The organism is Bacteroidia bacterium, from assembly GCA_023228875.1.
Classification (GTDB): Bacteria; Bacteroidota; Bacteroidia; order NS11-12g; family UBA955; genus JALOAG01.
In genome coordinates this window covers 32,897-49,737 of the sequence record JALOAG010000005.1, presented here as the reverse complement: position 1 = coordinate 49,737, position 16,841 = coordinate 32,897, and the positions used below count along the sequence as shown (strand labels likewise).

Annotated in this window: 15 protein-coding genes; 7 read left to right on the top strand and 8 right to left on the bottom strand. The window is 36.4% G+C overall.

The window, feature by feature from the left end; translation table 11 throughout:
• Positions 1–108: 108 nt before the first annotated feature.
• Positions 109–2,235, bottom strand: a complete 2,127-nt coding sequence (locus M0R38_06840) for a polyribonucleotide nucleotidyltransferase (GenBank protein ID MCK9481459.1) — start codon at positions 2,233–2,235, stop codon at positions 109–111.
• Between the two features lie 100 nt (positions 2,236–2,335).
• Positions 2,336–2,605 (bottom strand): 30S ribosomal protein S15, encoded by a 270-nt coding sequence (gene rpsO, locus M0R38_06835; protein ID MCK9481458.1) that lies wholly within the window; start codon positions 2,603–2,605, stop codon positions 2,336–2,338.
• A gap of 364 nt (positions 2,606–2,969) precedes the next feature.
• Between rpsO and M0R38_06830 the strand changes: the two genes are divergently transcribed.
• The 3 genes from M0R38_06830 (at position 2,970) to M0R38_06820 (ending at position 6,071) form a co-directional block, all read left to right on the top strand.
• The gene (locus M0R38_06830; protein ID MCK9481457.1) at positions 2,970–3,647 is read left to right on the top strand and encodes a glycosyltransferase; all 678 of its coding nucleotides are present in this window, start codon (positions 2,970–2,972) and stop codon (positions 3,645–3,647) included.
• Positions 3,648–3,816: 169 nt separating this feature from the next.
• Complete coding sequence (locus tag M0R38_06825) at positions 3,817–4,383, top strand: hypothetical protein (protein ID MCK9481456.1); 567 nt, start codon at positions 3,817–3,819, stop codon at positions 4,381–4,383.
• Between the two features lie 29 nt (positions 4,384–4,412).
• Positions 4,413–6,071 carry a T9SS type A sorting domain-containing protein gene (locus M0R38_06820; protein MCK9481455.1) on the top strand — a complete coding sequence of 553 codons (1,659 nt, stop codon included), beginning with the start codon at positions 4,413–4,415 and terminating at the stop codon, positions 6,069–6,071.
• A 2-nt stretch (positions 6,072–6,073) separates the two neighbouring features.
• Here the strand turns inward: M0R38_06820 and M0R38_06815 are convergent, their stop codons facing one another.
• Positions 6,074–6,466, bottom strand: coding sequence for an acyl-CoA thioesterase (locus tag M0R38_06815; protein MCK9481454.1), 393 nt, complete (start codon positions 6,464–6,466; stop codon positions 6,074–6,076).
• 148 nt (positions 6,467–6,614) lie between these two features.
• Between M0R38_06815 and M0R38_06810 the strand changes: the two genes are divergently transcribed.
• Positions 6,615–8,156, top strand: coding sequence for a DEAD/DEAH box helicase (locus M0R38_06810; protein MCK9481453.1), 1,542 nt, complete (start codon positions 6,615–6,617; stop codon positions 8,154–8,156).
• Between the two features lie 40 nt (positions 8,157–8,196).
• On the opposite strand, the gene ligA is transcribed toward M0R38_06810, so the two are convergent.
• Positions 8,197–10,266: an NAD-dependent DNA ligase LigA gene (ligA, locus tag M0R38_06805; protein MCK9481452.1), complete on the bottom strand. Its 2,070-nt coding sequence runs from the start codon at positions 10,264–10,266 to the stop codon at positions 8,197–8,199.
• A 148-nt stretch (positions 10,267–10,414) separates the two neighbouring features.
• Here ligA and M0R38_06800 point away from each other — a divergent pair, with 148 nt between their 5' ends.
• Genes M0R38_06800 through M0R38_06790 form a run of 3 tightly spaced genes read left to right on the top strand, consistent with a single transcriptional unit; the run spans position 10,415 to position 12,739 of the window.
• A complete protein-coding gene (locus tag M0R38_06800) occupies positions 10,415–11,179 on the top strand; it encodes an exodeoxyribonuclease III (protein ID MCK9481451.1) in 765 nt (254 codons plus the stop codon).
• Positions 11,180–11,186: 7 nt separating this feature from the next.
• The gene (locus tag M0R38_06795) at positions 11,187–11,756 is read left to right on the top strand and encodes an aminodeoxychorismate/anthranilate synthase component II (GenBank protein ID MCK9481450.1); all 570 of its coding nucleotides are present in this window, start codon (positions 11,187–11,189) and stop codon (positions 11,754–11,756) included.
• Positions 11,757–11,761: 5 nt separating this feature from the next.
• Positions 11,762–12,739 carry an aminodeoxychorismate synthase component I gene (locus M0R38_06790; protein MCK9481449.1) on the top strand — a complete coding sequence of 326 codons (978 nt, stop codon included), beginning with the start codon at positions 11,762–11,764 and terminating at the stop codon, positions 12,737–12,739.
• A 63-nt stretch (positions 12,740–12,802) separates the two neighbouring features.
• Here M0R38_06790 and M0R38_06785 read toward each other — a convergent pair whose 3' ends face one another.
• Genes M0R38_06785 through nrfD form a run of 4 tightly spaced genes read right to left on the bottom strand, consistent with a single transcriptional unit; the run spans position 12,803 to position 16,841 of the window.
• Entirely contained in the window at positions 12,803–14,185 is a 1,383-nt protein-coding gene (locus M0R38_06785; GenBank protein MCK9481448.1) for a quinol:cytochrome C oxidoreductase, read from the bottom strand.
• A gap of 24 nt (positions 14,186–14,209) precedes the next feature.
• On the bottom strand, positions 14,210–14,848 hold the full coding sequence (locus tag M0R38_06780) for a cytochrome c (GenBank protein MCK9481447.1): 639 nt from the start codon (positions 14,846–14,848) through the stop codon (positions 14,210–14,212).
• A gap of 22 nt (positions 14,849–14,870) precedes the next feature.
• On the bottom strand, positions 14,871–15,455 hold the full coding sequence (locus M0R38_06775; protein MCK9481446.1) for a DUF3341 domain-containing protein: 585 nt from the start codon (positions 15,453–15,455) through the stop codon (positions 14,871–14,873).
• A 30-nt stretch (positions 15,456–15,485) separates the two neighbouring features.
• Positions 15,486–16,841 carry a polysulfide reductase NrfD gene (gene nrfD / locus M0R38_06770; GenBank protein MCK9481445.1) on the bottom strand — a complete coding sequence of 452 codons (1,356 nt, stop codon included), beginning with the start codon at positions 16,839–16,841 and terminating at the stop codon, positions 15,486–15,488.

Genomic DNA, 16,841 nt, shown 5'->3' with positions numbered 1-16,841 from the left:
AACCTAATAACAGCATACAACGGATGGATTGAGACACAATCTTTTTGATAAAAAAGCAAAGAGGCTGCACGAATGTCCGTACAGCCTCTTTGCAAAAGAATCTAATTTTTATTTATTCTCGGGTGCAGGTCTTGGAATAAGTACCTTATGAGAAAGCTTGAACTTGCCTGTTTTCTTATCAATATCCAAAAGTTTCACGTCCACTTCATCACCCACCTGATACACTCCTTCCATTGATGGCAAACGTTTCCAATCAATTTCTGAAATATGCAACAATCCTTCCTTACCCGGCATAAATTCCACAAATGCACCGAACTCTACAATTGTTTTTACTTTACCGTGATACACCTCCCCAACCTCCGGTTCTGTGATAATACCTTTAATCCAAACCAATGCTTTTGCAATGCTTTCACCATCGGGAGAAGAAATTTCAACAATGCCCTTACCATCAACTTCGTCAATAGTAATCACTGTATTCGTTTGTGCTTGAATTTCCTGAATCACCTTGCCACCGGAACCAATAATAGCACCAATATATTCTTTAGGCACATCTAATTTCTCGATTCTTGGAGCATGTGGTTTCAATTCCGGTCTCGGTGCGGCAAGCGTTTTATTCATCTCGCCTAAAATGTGCAAGCGACCTTGTTTTGATTGGTTTAATGCTTCTGCCAACACTTCATAAGACAAACCATTTATCTTAATGTCCATTTGACAAGCAGTAATTCCTTTTTCAGTTCCTACTACTTTAAAATCCATGTCTCCAAGATGGTCTTCATCTCCTAAAATATCAGAAAGGATAACGTGTCTGCCTGTTTTTTCATCAGAAATCATCCCCATAGCAATACCGGAAACCGGTCTAGAAATCTGAATACCTGCATCCATCAATGCAAGGGCACCGGAACAAACTGTGGCCATCGAAGAAGACCCATTGCTTTCCAGCACATCGCTCACAACACGAATTGTATAAGGAACATCAGATGGAATAACTTTTTTCAATCCTCTCAATGCTAAGTTTCCATGACCTACTTCTCTCCTGCCTGGACCTCTGTTTGGTCTTACTTCTCCTGTTGAAAATGCAGGAAAATTATAGTGTAACATAAACTTACTGTAGCCATGATTCATTGGGCTGTCAAGAAGTTGTTCGTCCAATTTACTTCCCAATGTAACGGATGCCAATGCCTGTGTTTCACCTCTTGTAAAAACAGCACTTCCGTGTGCAGCCGGCAAATAGTCCACTTCTGACCAAATAGGTCGTATTTGCGTTGGGGTTCTTCCGTCTAATCTCACTTTGGTATCTAACAGCACATTTCTTACGGTTTCCCACTCAATTTGACCGAAATATGTTTTTACTTTAAACATATCTACTTCTTCATTATCAGCAAAAAGAGCAAGTGTATCTTCTTTAATTTGTGCAAATTGTTCTGACCTTGCGTTTTTGTCAGAAGCAGATTTTGCAACTTCTGCAATTTTTGGTTCTGCAAAATTCTTTATTGTTGCATACATTGTTGCATCTTCTTCAAAACGGGCATACTCTCTAATCGCAGTTTTTCCTACCTCTTGTTTCAATTCGATTTGAGCTTGGCATTGTTTTTTGATAATGGCATGTCCAAATTTAAGTGCTTCCAACAAATCCATTTCTTGCACTTCTGACATCTCACCTTCAACCATGTTGATATCATTAATAGTCCCCGCAATAATGATATCAATATCGCTGTTTTCGAGTTCAGTTTTGGTCGGATTTACTACAAATTGTCCATTTACTCTTCCTACTCTCACTTCAGAAATAGGACCGTTAAAAGGAATATCTGAAACAGCAATAGCTGCAGAAGCAGCCAAACCGGCTAAAGCATCAGGCAAAATATTTTCATCTGATGATATCAATGAAATTGCAACTTGTGTTTCGCAATGGTAATCATCGGGAAACAAAGGGCGCAACGCTCTATCTACTAACCTACTGATAAGAATTTCATAATCAGAAAGCCTTCCTTCTCTCTTCAAAAAACTGCCCGGTATTCTACCAACTGCAGCAAATTTTTCTTGATAATCAACAGACAGAGGTAAGAAGTCAACATCTGCTTTTGCTTCGTAATTCGAGACAATGGTAGCCAACAGCATGGTCTTGCCCTGTTTCACAACAACAGATCCATGCGCTTGCTTTGCCAATAGTCCTGTCTCAATTTCAATAACCTTACCTTCTCCAAGGTTAATAATCTTACTAATTTTATTTGGTTTCATTATTCTTGATTTTTAATTTTTTACAAAAAAAGCCCCTAATGTCGGGGCTTTTTTTATTCGATAAAATTGCGAAGAAAGGGTGTACGCCTTTCTTAAAATATTATTTTCTAATACCAAGCTCCTGGATCAAAGCTCTATACTTTGCAAGGTCGGTTTTTGCTAAATAATTCAAAAGAGATCTTCTTTTTCCTACCATCTTAATAAGGCTTAATTCAGCAGAAAAATCCTTTTTGGATTTACGCAAATGCTCGGTAATGTGATTAATGCGCTCAGTAAACAATGCAATTTGAGCCTCAGTTGAACCGGTGTCTTTTGCACTCTTACCATATTGAGCAAAAATTTCTTTCTTTCTTTCAGAAGTAACTAACATCTTTCTTTTCTGTTTTCTTTTTAGGGCTGCAAATGTATTTCTTTTATTTTGATTAAAAAAAATCTTTACGCATTTATTTTGCTCATAGTTCATATTGAGCAAAACCCTATAACAAAGTATCCACCTACCCATATTTCCTTATACAAAAAATATGGCAGATATCTATGTGCTGGCAAGGCTTCTCACGCCTGCGGCATTTTTACAACAAATCATCTGTCTCGATATGCAATAAAATATCTAAGAATCCTTTTTCTTTGCTGCTCTTCCTTTTAAGCCCTTACCCTTTTTGTTGTATCGCAAACTCAAATACTTGCTATGGTATCTTTTTAAAGCACCACAACGCACACTGAATCGCAATTCGATTGTGCAAGATTTTCGGGGGATATTGATTTACTATTTCCGTTCTTTTAGGAAAAAATCACCTTATAAAATCAGTATTTGCATTGGTATATACAACCGAACTGATCAACTACTCAATCACTTTCTTCCTGCGCTCAACGCGCTGCTTGACAAGCATGAAGTAGAATTATCGATTTACGACACCGGCTCAGATGATGTAAAAGACCTTGCCTTTGCCATAAGGAAAAAGTGGAAGGGAGCAATTGTATATAAAAGTTCGAATGAAAATTTCTCTCGTTCCAGCGCTCTCAATAAAGCGGTTGAGCAATGTACAGGCAATGTGATTTTTCTGTGCGATGCAGACATTTCATTTCCTTCGGTAATTACAACAATAATTAAACAAATTATCCAAAACGGGATTGTATGGTTCCCGATTTGTTTTGCTACCGCACCACCCAATAGTCTCAAACCTGGAAAATGGCTATGGTACAGCGCAAAAGGATTGGTAATTTGTATGAAAGACGATTTTATCAATATCGGAAAACTAAATGAACAATACACAACATGGGGAGGCGAAGACGGGGATTTATGGGAAAGGTTTCACCAAGCAAATTTTATAGTCATTCGACAAAAGCTACCCGGACTGATTCACCATTATCATACACCGGCAAAAGGCGCAATGGATTATTTCAATATTACATAGATATAAAAAATACTGCATTATTGCATCTTTAACAGGCTGCAAAATTCGCAACTCAATTCATAGCTTTTAATCACAATATACAATCCAATAGTCGATTGCAGTTTTTTAAAAAAAATGTAAATAATAATTTATTACATACTTTTGTGCATAAACCAATAAATTAGACCGCATGAAAAACTTTAAAATACTTAATATTTACTTAGTAATCTTTATATTTGCTTTTACTTCAAAAGCAACCGGACAAGTTTGTGTATGGGAACACTACTCTGAGATCGATTGCGACTACAACCTGACTGTAGGATTTACTTGTAATTGTGGTTATACTTCCCATCATTACCCCTTTGCATCTTCATTTTACTGCCCTACCGATTGTGGTTGCTGGGGATTTCAAGGATTTTCAATGCGTTCAGCAGGCTGTGGGGTTTGTGGGTGGAAAGATGATTCTCTATGTGCATTAAATGGTAATTCCGTCCAAAAAGCTCACAAATTTCTTCAAACCGGTTCCAAAGTCAAACATGTAAGTCCTATACCAGGAACTATTGCTTATGACTGGCGGGATGCATATGACCCAGATTCAGAATGCGGCATACTACCCACAACGATTTGTTGCGATTTAGCCATTCCTGACAATTGTTTCACATGCGCTTGTGGTGTAGCTGAAATTGATTGGGAAAACTCACAAACATATATTCGTGCTGCACATGATCCGTACTATCCACCCTGTCCAAAACCTTAAAATATCAATAAGTGAATTAAAACACCATTATGAAAAAAACACTACTCATTTCTCTCTTTTTTGTGTTGCTGTTTGGAAGTACAACTCAAGCTCAAGACCCTTTGAAGCTCCAGTATTACAAACGAATGGCGATTCTGAATGGCTATAACGAACTCCACTTTAGGGAAACCTTTATCAATGAAAATGGTTGGCTATTTATTAAATTATCCTCCTACTTTGATTCACTAGAAATTGATGATTACAACCTCTATCAATTAGGTAAGGACGACAGTACCAGAACCATTATGATGGCATTTGACAATAGCGGAAAATTAAGATGGACTTTTGAATATAACAAACGTAATACCACATTGGGAGGCATGGTACTACTCGCCTCAGGTCCTAACAATAGTCTATACGCAATATGTGGTGCAAGAGATTCCTTGGTGCTGAATAATGGCATCAGGCTTGATTTTGACGAACCCGGTGAATATAATGCAATCATGGTGCGTTTTGATTCCACCGGCCAGGTTGTTGATTTTATCAACGCATCTAAAGAGCATTCTATAACCAGTTATTTCTCATTTGAGAGATTTTATAATTATGGAATGTTGATCGCTAGTTCATTATTAAAATCATATGTTATAGATTCAACACTAAAGGAGGTGATTGCCTACCCTCTCATTTCAGCACGCGCCACAACTATTGACAAAGATTTGAATGCCTATTACTCTTTTCTGGTTACACAAAAGTCAACTAGAAATTTAATGGATACTACCATCTATACGGATAGTGGAGAATTTAAAGTCGTCCTTATGAAAGTGAGTAAAGAAGGGAATGAATTTAAAAGAAAATGGACTCACGTGATTATAACCAATACGTTTGATGAGTTGCAAGACAACAAACTAATCAAGGTGGATAGGCACGGCAACGTTTTTTGGGCAATTCAACACAAAATACCCATAGAAATTCAGGGTACTGTAATTCCCTACTATGAAAATGTACCTTATTATACAAATACCAAAGCCTGCATTCTTCGTTTTGATACAGACGGGCAGTTTTTAGATGCTTATTATGACTCCACATCCACCGCACCATCTCTTAGTTCACGACAGACAATTTGGCTAGAATATGATAAGGATATGAATGTATATGCGTATTTATATTCATCCAGCAGAGTGTATAATTTTGATAAAGTGAACTTCCCAGAAACCTATAGCCATCTACATAAAATATTGATATTTGACAACAATACAAAATCATTTAACAAAGCTTATACCCACATTGGGGGACGATTTGGCAAATCTATGCTCCCTCATCGATTTGTATTTTGGCATCCCATAAAAACGTCTAACTATACATTCTTAGAGGATATTTTTGTTTATGCTAAATGGAACAGCGATCATGTCTTTGCGGTAATGGATACCATGACACCAAAGTATCCTATTACTGTCAACCAAATTAATACTGAAGTCAATGACATCACCATTTATCCCAATCCTTCATCTAACAGCTTTATTATTAATAACAGCAACCAACAACCTGTAACTTGCTCTGTTTATTCTATGGATATGCGATTGATAGATAAAATTACTTTAGAGGGTGATGCTACAATTGAGCTTTCTTCAGTCATCAGTCCGGGAGTATATTTCGTGCAATGTCAAAATAGCGAAGGCTTTAGTCAAACAATTAAGATTATTAAACAGTAGGGCTACAAACCCATTTTTGCACGAATCTCAATCGGTTCAACCGGTCTGTTATTTTTGATACAAGCCACAGTAACCCTGGATTTTGTCATCAGTGTGCGCTCAGGCAAACGCATAATTTCCTGAAAAAAAACAATCTTCAACCTACCTTCTGTTTCAACTCTTGATGTGCATACAAACTTGTCGCCACTCCTTAAAGGAGCCTTGTATTCTGTTTCCATTTTGATAACAACTGCATCCAAACCTTCGCTGTGTAAAGCTGAAAAACTTAAGCCACAGGATTTTAGAAATTCGTGTCTTGTATGTTCAAAATAGTGATTATAAATTGCATTGTTTACAATACCTTGAATATCAAGCTCATAATCCCTGACTTCAAATTCAATTTCAAATATTTTCATTTTATTAGCAAATTGTCAAACGCAAAGTTGAAGCTTTTATCATTACCCACCAAACGTGTATATTACCACACGAGTATCAAAGAATAAAATTTTATTGCATGAAATTTCATTATCTTTGCGCCCCTTATTATTATCCCCTAAACATATTTTGAAAAATTTCTCAAAACTTGGGTTGTCTGACTTGACACTCAACGCACTTAAACAAATAGACATTCACACACCTACCGAAATTCAAGAAAAAGCAATCCCAATGTTATTAGAGGAAGATTGCAATTTTCTTGGGCTTGCTCAAACCGGTACAGGGAAAACAGCTGCTTATGGTCTTCCTTTGATAGAAAAAATTGACACACATAAACATGAGATCCAATCTTTGATTATAACTCCAACACGTGAACTTGGACAACAAGTTGCAGAACAACTCGTAAAATTCTCAAAGTTTCATAAAGGGATTAAAGTAGAAGTTGTATATGGAGGCAAACCCATCGATAAGCAAATATATTTTTTAAGAAAAAAGCCTGCTATATTGGTTGCAACACCCGGAAGGTTATTAGATTTAATCAGACGCAATGCATTAAACTTAAAACACATACTTCATGTGGTGTTAGACGAGGCAGATGAAATGTTAAATATGGGGTTTCAAGAAGACATCAATACTATCCTGTCTTTGACTCCACAATACAAAAAAATCTGGTTATTTTCGGCAACAATGCCCCCTGAAATTCAGGAGATAGCAGAAAATTACATGTCTGAATACAAAGAAGTAAGAATAAACAGTGAAGAAAAAGTCAATGCACAAATTACTCATGAATACATACGTGTGAAAGCTCCCAAGAAGTTTGAAGCACTCTTAAAAATCATTGAGCAGGATGAAAAAATGCGTGCTGTAATTTTCTGCAGGACTCGTAGAGACACACAAGACTTAGCAGACAGGCTTTTTGATGCTGGATATCAAGCAGATGCTATTCATGGCGACTTAAATCAGAATCAACGCGACAGGGTGATGAACAGATTTAAAACCCATAAGCTGCAATTTTTGATTGCAACTGATGTAGCAGCAAGAGGTATTGACGTAAAGGATTTAAGTCATGTAATCCACTATGCACTACCTGAGATGCCCGAATACTATACTCACAGAAGCGGAAGAACCGCACGAGCAGGCAAAGAAGGGACTTCAATTGCTATTCTGACAGCCGTTGAGTATAACAGGATGAAACTATTCAGTCGAAAATTACAAATAGTCTTTGAAGAATCACCTTTACAATCAGAATTTGAATTTGATGCACACAAAGAAAGCGATGAAAAAAGGGGAAGAGGGCGCAACAATGGTAGAGATTTTGGAAGCGATAGAAATAGTCGCAAAAAAAATTCTTCTAGATTCAAATCCAGAAATGATAATCAAGGCGATAGTTATCCGCGTAAACGCCAATCAGAGCGCAGCTCCAAAGCGAGCAACAATGATTCTCAAAGTAACGCTACCGGATACCACAGAGTAAAAGATAAAAAGAAAGATAAAACACAACGCACATCTTCTTCAACAGAATTCAAGTCAAAAGAGAAAAATAGAAAAAGAAAGAACACAAGTCTCCCTGCTTTTGCCGGTTCTTCTTATGATAAACAACCCAGAGAGAAGAGAAATGACGATCAAAAATCAGGGGGACAAGACAAATACAGAAGAAAAGTATTCTTCTAAAATAATCTAAACTTTCCTAAAAGATATGCTTCAAATTGGGCTAAAACAAAGTCTTTTGACCGCCTTGCTCCTTAATACTCTCTGATTGTTCTTTTGAATCCATTGCTATCATGGACAAAAAATCATTCTCATTGATAATAGGGATTTGAAGACTTTGTGCTTTTTCAAACTTAGCAGGACCTATCCCTTCGCCCGCAAGTAGAAATGAAGTCTTTGCTGATATACTCCCTGAATTTTTACCCCCATTGGCTTCAATCATATCCTTTAATTCATCTCTGCTGTGTTGTTGAAACACACCTGAAATTACAAATGTCAGACCTGCTAATTTGTTTGAAGACTTCTCAAGTATATCTTCTTCAGCAACTGCTAATTGCAACCCTGCATCTTTGAGTTCTGCAATCATATTAAGATTGGCAGGTTGAGCAAAATAATCAACAACTGATTGCGCTATCACTTCCCCAATCTCATCAACAGTACTCAATTCTTCCCTTGTAGCAACAGCAATCGCATTGATACCTCTATACTCTTTAGCAAGTTTTTTTGCAACAGTTTCACCCACAAAGCGAATTCCCAAGCCAAATAACACTCTCGCAAAGGGAACTTTTTTGGATTCTTGAATACTTTGAATAAGATTTTGTGCTGACTTATCTGCCATTCTATCAAGTGAAACAAGTTGTGAATAAGACAATTTATATAAATCCGAGACTGTATGAATAAAACCTTTGGAGACAAGGGTATAAACCGTTTCCTCTCCAAGTCCTTGAATATCCATAGCTTTTTTGCTAATAAAATGTTCGACCCTTGCGCGAATTTGTGGAGGGCAATTCAATTCATTAGGGCAGTAATGATTGGCTTCTCCTTCTCTTCTTATGAGCGTAGTCCCACAACTTGGACAATGTCCCGGCATTTGGACTCTAATAGCACCTTCTTTTCTTTTACTTACTTCCACCTTAGTTATCTTGGGAATGATCTCTCCGCCCTTTTCAATATAAACCCAATCATTAAGGTATAAATCGAGTCTTTCTATCTCATTTGCATTGTGTAAAGTTGCCCTTTTAACAGTAGTTCCGGACAACAAAACAGGATCAAGGTTTGCAACAGGTGTAACTGCGCCTGTTCTGCCTATCTGAAAATCAACACTCAGAAGCTGTGTGAGGGCTGTCTCCGCTTTGTACTTATAAGCTATTGCCCAACGTGGAATTTTTGCAGTAAATCCCAATTCAGATTGTTGTGTAAAGCTGTTGACTTTGATTACAATCCCATCAATATCAAAACTTAATTCTTTTCTCTTTTGTTCCCATTTGGAGATATAAGCCAAAACATCCTGTATGGTGTTGCACTTTTCAGTATATGGAGAAGTCTTTAAACCCCAAGATTTAATTTGTTGTAAGGATTCAAAATGAGAATGCAAATCCTTAGACTCGCATATCACATGATAAAGGAAAATATCTAAAGGACGTTTTGCCACCTCCTGCGAATCAAGCAATTTTAAGGATCCGGCAGTAGTATTGCGAGGATTTGCAAAAAGAGGTTCTCCGGCTTTTGTTCTTTCTTCATTTAATCTTAAGAACGCCTTATGATGCATAAAAATCTCGCCTCGCACTTCCATCTCTTCAGGAAAATCACCCTGTAGCTCCGTTGCCAATGTCCTGATTGTTCTCACGTTATCCAACACATTATCGCCTTGTACGCCATCTCCACGTGTTACAGCTTGAACCAATACCCCATGTTTATAAACCAGACTAATAGCCACCCCGTCAATCTTTAATTCACAAACATATTGGTAATCATCTGACCCCAGTAATTTTTTCACTCTGTTATCAAAATCCAATAATTCTCCCTCACTATATGTATTACCCAAAGACAACATAGGTCTGCTGTGTTTGATAGTACCAAATTCTTGATTAATTCCTCCTCCAACTTTTTTTGTAGGTGAGTCCGCGAGTGAATATTGCGGGTACTCTTTTTCCAATGCGTCTAATTCCTTGAGTTTGACATCAAATTCAAAATCAGAAATCGAAGGCTCAGCCAAAATATAGTAACGATAGTTATGTTCCTTTAATTCTTGTGTTAAAGACCTGATTTTTGATTCAATGGAGGGGTTAGACATGTTGCAAAAATACGAAAGAGCGTTAGAATCCGGCTTCCTCTAAGTAGAAGTTTGCAATGAAGATATGAACCGTTCCCCTTAACAATATTTAAGAATTAATTTGTTGACAATAAATATTCAACACCCAAAAACACATTAATTTGTTGCTATGAAAATAATGACATATAATGTCAACGGTATAAGAGCAGCAATGAACAAAGGCTTAACAAACTTTATTTCAGAAAAGTCTCCAGACATATTATGCTTGCAAGAAATAAAGGCTACCGAAGACCAAATAGTATTAGAAGAATTCCACAAACTTGGTTATCAAGGATTTTGGTTCCCTGCACAAAAAAAGGGTTATAGCGGTACCGCTATATTAAGTAAAATCAAACCCACTCAACTCACTTATGGCTGCAATCACACACTCTTTGACAGCGAAGGCAGGGTACTAAGAGCTGATTTTGATTCTGTGTCTGTAATCAGCGTGTATTTCCCTTCCGGCTCAAGCGGAGATAGCAGACAAGAAATAAAAATGGAGTTTTTAGAATACTTTTTTAATTACATACAGCAACTCAAGAAAACTCATCCCAAATTGATGATATGTGGAGATTATAACATTTGTCACAAACCCATTGATATTCATGACCCTATAGGGAATAAGAACAGAAGTGGCTTCCTCCCTGAAGAACGAGAATGGATGGACAAATTCTTTGAATCAGGATTCATTGACACTTTTCGAAGATTTAATAGTCAACCAAAGCACTACTCATGGTGGAGTTATAGAGCCGCAGCAAGACTCAGAAACAAAGGATGGCGCATTGATTACATTGCAGCCTCTGAAAATCTTTATGAAAATTTAGCACAGTCATCCATGTTTCCGGAACACAATCATAGCGATCATTGTGCTGTTGAGACTGAAATCCTTTTTTAAAATAATCATGCAAACGCTGTTAATTGACAATAATGACTCTTTTACCTACAACATAGTAAACCTTTTGAGATCATTGTCCAATTGCCAATTTGATGTCATCAAATCTGCAGAAGTAACAAATACCCAATTACTTCAATACAAAAAGGTAATTTTATCCCCCGGACCCGGTACTTCATCAGAATTCCCAACGATTGCACAAACGATTAAACATTGTATTAATACCAATACTGACTTATTAGGTGTTTGCTTAGGACATCAGGCAATTTGCGAATATTTTGGAGCAAAATTGTATAGAATGGAAAAAGTAATTCATGGTCAAAGAAGGCTCATCAAAGTGGACAACACTTCTATGCTCTATTCAAACATTCCTTCACAGATTGAAGTGGGCTTGTATCACTCTTGGGCAATTCACCCTGATTCTTTACCGGATTGTTTGATTCAAACAGCAATCAGCTCAGATAACATTCTTATGTCAGTACAACATAAACATTTCAATATATATGGCGTACAATTTCATCCCGAATCATTTATGACTGATTATGGAAAACAAATAGTAAACAACTTCTTATCATTATAATCGACATGCAGTTAGACGAATTTCAACATCAGTTTTCAAATTATTTAACAGCTAAAATTCCTTGTTTATTTATCATTGATTTTGAATGTAATAAATGTATTGTTGTCGCTTTAGATGAAGCAAAAGCACATGGGATATACTTTGATATACAAGGGAAGACTAACTATCATAACCATATAATCACGAAAACAATCAATTTAGAAGATGAGCCAATATCCAAAGATATTTTCACAAAGAGTTTTAACAAAGTCAAGGAATACTTAGACAATGGATACACATATCTCCTTAACCTAACATTTCCTTCACAGATTCAAACTTCATTAAGTTTAAAGGAAATATTTCAGTTGTCTTTTGCGCCCTACAAGCTACTTTACAAAGATCAATTCGTTGTCTTTTCACCTGAATGCTTTATTAAAATCCATTCAAATGAAATTTTCACCTTTCCAATGAAAGGTACAATAGATGCAAGCATTTCAAATGCGGAAGCACTCTTGCTCAACAACAAAAAAGAAGAATGGGAACACAATACAATTGTAGATTTACTGAGAAATGATTTAGCACTCATTGCAAACAACATCGAACTAACCAAGTATCGCTATATTGATAGAATCAAAACAATCAAGAACGAAATACTGCAAACCAGTTCTGAGATTAAAGGAACTTTGCCTACCACTTGGCAAACAACATTTGCAAAGGATATTTTCAAATTATTGCCTGCCGGTTCTATCAGTGGAGCCCCAAAACAAAAAACAATACATATAATTCAAGAATGTGAAATTTCAGAAAGAGGCTTTTATACCGGGATATTTGGGATTTTTGATGGCAAAGACATTGACAGTGCTGTAGCTATTCGATTTATTGAACAAAAGGGAGATAAACAATACTTTAGGAGCGGTGGGGGAATCACCTCCAACAGCAATATTGATGAAGAATATGAAGAATTAATTCAGAAAATATATATTCCTAAGCAATCATCAACATAACAAATTAGTGCATAAAAAAAGGGTTACAATTTTGTAACCCTTTTTGTTTGATAAATTTCTAATTTAAACACCAACATTATGGTGAGCAGATTCTTCCAGATAAGGATGATTAATTGGGACTAAAGCACGTTTAGTCAACGCTATCAATACCAAGTAGATAAACAATCCTGAGAAAAGCAATAACATACCTATCTCAAGCAAACCAAATTTAGCCAATGAACCAATAGACCCTGGCATTACCATCAGGTAAACATCAATCCAGTGTCCGAACAATAGTAAAAGTGCTACAAAACCTAACAACTTCGGATTTCTTTTAGCATCTCTTGTCATCAAGAAAAAGAATGGTACTACAAAGTTTATTACTGTATTAATATAAAAATACGGTTTCCATTGATCCATTAACCTCACTTGATAATAATACACTTCTTCAGGAATATGTGCGTACCAAATCAAAAGAAATTGAGCAATCCAAATGTATCCCCAGAAAATAGAAAAAGCAAAAATAAATTTTCCTAAGTCATGAATATGCTCATCTGTTACCAATTCAAGGTGACCAATAGATTTTAAATAAAGAACAAGTAATGTAATAGCACAAAGTGCAGCAACAAAACCTGTTGCAAAATTATATACAGAGAAAATTGTAGAATACCAGTGTGCATCAATACTCATCACAACTAACCAGCTTAATACACTTACTGAAAATGCAAAGAAAACACTGAAAGCAGCAGACCAACGAATTGACTTTTTGAATGCAAACAAACCTCCTTCAGCATCTTCTTTTAACGATAGTGAGCTTAATTTTCTATTAATTAAAATCCATACTAATGGAATCAAAACAATACCACCAATAAAAAAACTAGAATTCAAAAACCAAGATTTTCCGGACAATACCTTGTCATATCCCACATCACCCGGTTTTAATCCTTCGTGTTCATAATGAGCCCAATGATACAAATCCGTTTTACCAACCAGTAATATTACAATCATAATGATTGCAGCAATCGGCAGGAAGGTTGTTACAGCTTCTATTACTCTCTTAAATACGGTAGTCCACCCTGCATTTGCAATATATTGTAGAGCAAGAAAAAACAATGCTAATCCACTTACCAAGACAAAGAAATAAGAGTTAGTAAGGATATTAGCATAGATTCTTGAATACCAAGGTTTATGAGCACCTGCATCTTCGGGTGTAGGCGGTGGCAATGGATGATTCACCTGATGATCACCATAATAGTTCAGATGAGGTGTTGTTGCCGTTGCATCATGGTGGTCATGATGTGTTTCTGTTGCAGTTCCTTCATGAGATGCACCGTTTTTAGGCAGTGTAACTACACCCGCAATTGTTAGCAATAGACCTACAACAATTAAAATGATACTGAACTTTGTTGCCTTTTTATTTCCTGAGAAAAACTCTTGTTTTAATTCTATTTTGTGTCCGTGCGCCATTTGAATAAAATATTTTTAATTTTTTCAATTATTATTAGATACATTATCAGAAAGGGGTTGATCTGCGACAACTGTCTTATGATAACCAACTCCACTCAACTCTTGAATATGAGCAATAACCTGCCATCTTTCTTCAGGAGTTAGAACTGAAGCATGGCTTCCCATATTGTTTTTACCATAAGTAATTACGTGATACATTTTACCTACAGGTAATGTTTTGATATAATTATCATCATAACCTGGCCATGGTGGTTTAATGCCTGGAACTTTCTTAAAAACATTTCCGTCATTATGTCCTTCTATTCCATGACAAGGAGAACAATAGATGTTATATAATCTTTCTCCACGTGCTTTATCAAAAACAAAATTCTCAGGATAATTTACTTTGGTTGCAGACTCTTCATATCCTTGTCCGTTATTTTCTAATGGATATGCATAATCTAATTTTCCAACAGCGATAGTCCCTTTAACAGGTTCTCTTAAATTAGAACCAAATTTATTTAATGTGTTAGAATCCTTTTCTTTGAAAGGTTCATAACCCTTGTCGTAATACATATCTGGGGCATATTCAACACCTGGATTGTTGCCTCGGCTCTTTGAACAAGAACTTAAAAGTGCAGCAAACCCAACCAAAGAAAATGTTATATAAAAATACTTATTCATGTTTCTATTAATCGTTGTTTCGTTATTTAATCACTTTATCCTCAAACTCATTATTCTCTAAATTGATTCTCTCTTTAATCTCAACAGCACCAAGGTCAGACAATAGTTTCACAAGTTCATCCTTGTTGACACCTTCATCATCCAGCGACATGGCTAAGACTATTCTATCACTGGTTTGTCTGGGGTCAATTAATTCATTAGAAATTTTGCCATGAATCATAGAACTTCTGATAAAGAATAAAACAACAATCCCAAACGCAGTACATAAAATTGATAACTCGAACATTACCGGAATCCATGAAGGCAACCCGGCAAAAGGCTTACCTCCAATAATCATGGGCCAATCAAAATACATGATACCGGATTGTAATATTACCGCAAGGGACAAACCTGTCATGGCAAAAATAAAAGCACCTATTGGTAGTCTGGAACGCTTCAGTCCCATTGCTTTTTCCATTCCATGTATGGGATAGGGTGAATAACAATCAATAATATTTACACCTCTATCATACACAGTTTGTGTTACCTCTAATGCTGCATCTGCATCTTCAAAAATACCGAAGAGTAGATTTTTGCTATTTCTTAAACTTAATTTCTTATCAATCATTTCGTTTTCTAATCAATTTTAGTTTTTGGATTATTCGCTGTCTTTCAAAATAGTTTTCACTTCTGCCATATTGATAACCGGTAAAAATTTGGTAAACAAAAAGAAGAATGTAAAGAACATTCCGAATGTTCCAAGATAAATACCAATTTCAACCCAACTTGGTGAATATAAAGCCCAACCTGAAGGAAGATATTCTCTGTGAAGTGAAGTTACAATGATTACAAACCTTTCGAACCACATACCAACATTCACAACGATTGAGAGGAAAAATATAAACCACGGAGTAGTACGTGCCCATCTAAACCAAAAGAACTGAGGGGCAACAAGGTTACAAGTCATCATACTCCAATATGCCCACCAGTAAGGACCTGTAGCCCTATTTATAAATGCATATTGTTCGTATTCAACTCCAGAATAAGCTGCAACAAAGAATTCTGTAATATAAGCTAAACCTACAAGAGTTCCTGTTAGCATAAGTACCTTTGCCATTGCTTCAAGATGTCCGATAGTAATATAATCTTCATAATTCAACACCTTCCGTGCAATAATCAACAGCGTACATACCATTCCAAAACCGGAGAAAATGGCACCTGCAACAAAATAAGGAGGGAAAATGGTTGTATGCCAACCGGGAACTACAGAAGTAGCAAAGTCAAAAGACACAATGGTGTGCACTGATAATACCAGAGGCGTAGAAATACCTGCTAAGATTAATGAAACAACCTCATACCTATTCCAAGTTCTGGTAGAACCAGTCCAACCCATTGAGAAGAAGTTATACCAAAATTTACGACCTTTGGTTGTGGCACGGTCTCTTATTGTAGCAATATCTGGAATAAGACCAAGATACCAGAATATAAGAGAAACAGAGAAGTATGTACTTACTGCAAATACGTCCCATAATAATGGTGAGTTGAAATTTACCCACAAAGAACCAAAAGCATTTGGTAAAGGAAATACCCAATAAGCACCTACCCACACACGACCCATGTGAAACAATGGGAACAATGCTGCACATAATACAGCAAAAATTGTCATTGCCTCTGCCGAACGGTTAATTGACATCCTCCATTTTTGTCTGAACAAAAGCAAAATAGCTGATATCAATGTACCTGCGTGTCCAATACCAATCCACCAAACGAAGTTTGTAATATCCCAACCCCACTGAACTGTTTTATTTAATCCCCACGTACCAACACCTACAAGAGTAGTAAGTGCAAGAGTGAATGCCAAAAGTCCGAAGAAAATAATAGCAAGGGTAAACCCTACTTTCCATGTAGTTGATGGCTTATTTTCGATTGGACGGCAAATCTCATTACTTACATCAGCAAGTGTCTTATCTCTTGCTACTAATCGGGGGCGTATCGTTGTTAAATTATGACTCAT